Source organism: Shewanella sp. MMG014 (genome assembly GCF_018100775.1).
GTDB classification, from domain to species: domain Bacteria; phylum Pseudomonadota; class Gammaproteobacteria; order Enterobacterales; family Shewanellaceae; genus Shewanella; species Shewanella japonica.
Genome location: NZ_JAGJDZ010000036.1, coordinates 1 through 719 on the forward strand (window position 1 = coordinate 1; position 719 = coordinate 719).

General features: G+C 36.7%; 1 tRNA gene and 1 rRNA gene. Both read left to right on the top strand.

Annotated features, from left to right (window positions below):
• Positions 1-40 precede the first annotated feature (40 nt).
• Positions 41-116, top strand: a tRNA-Thr gene (locus J8L86_RS21010).
• An 18-nt stretch (positions 117-134) separates the two neighbouring features.
• Positions 135-250, top strand: a 5S ribosomal RNA gene (gene rrf / locus J8L86_RS21015).
• Positions 251-719: the final 469 nt, after the last annotated feature.

Here is a 719-nt window from a genome sequence, read left to right on the forward strand (position 1 = left end):
AAGTCTTGAATTACTGAAAAGTAATATTGAGCAAGATCATGCTGATATGGCTCAGTCGGTAGAGCGCATCCTTGGTAAGGATGAGGTCCCCAGTTCGATTCTGGGTATCAGCACCATCTTTAAAACCAGATTTGTCTGGGGACAATAGCATTGTGGTCCCACCTGATCCCATCCCGAACTCAGTAGTGAAACGCAATAGCGCCGATGATAGTGTGGGGTCTCCCCATGTGAAAGTAGGTCATTCCCAGACACCAAATAATGATAAGCCCGCTACTACGTAGCGGGCTTTTTCGTTATAAAACATTTTTATTAACTTAGTCAGAACAATTATCATTAGCTAAAGAATAGTGGGTGTTGTTTAGCAGTGTGTAATGAGCAATTTCTATATGGCAGCGGTATAAGATAATTAAAAAAACTGTAACACTATGGATAAGTAGTTCTAAGCTTTTATATGACTTACTGATAGCAATTAAACGTCTAACCACAGTTTTTGAGAAGAACTAAAAAGTCATACTGTGTTTACCTGGTGGTTAGTTCCTGCTGGTTAGCAATAGAGGCTCAGTTAATTATACTTTCAATAATTACATCAGTTAAAAAATTGGTTTCTTAATAAAAGAATCCAGTCATTCATAGATTAAAGCTTGCTAATGATTAGGTATATTGTATTTTTCTATACCTTCTATACCTTCTATACCTTCTATACCTTCTATACCTTCTAT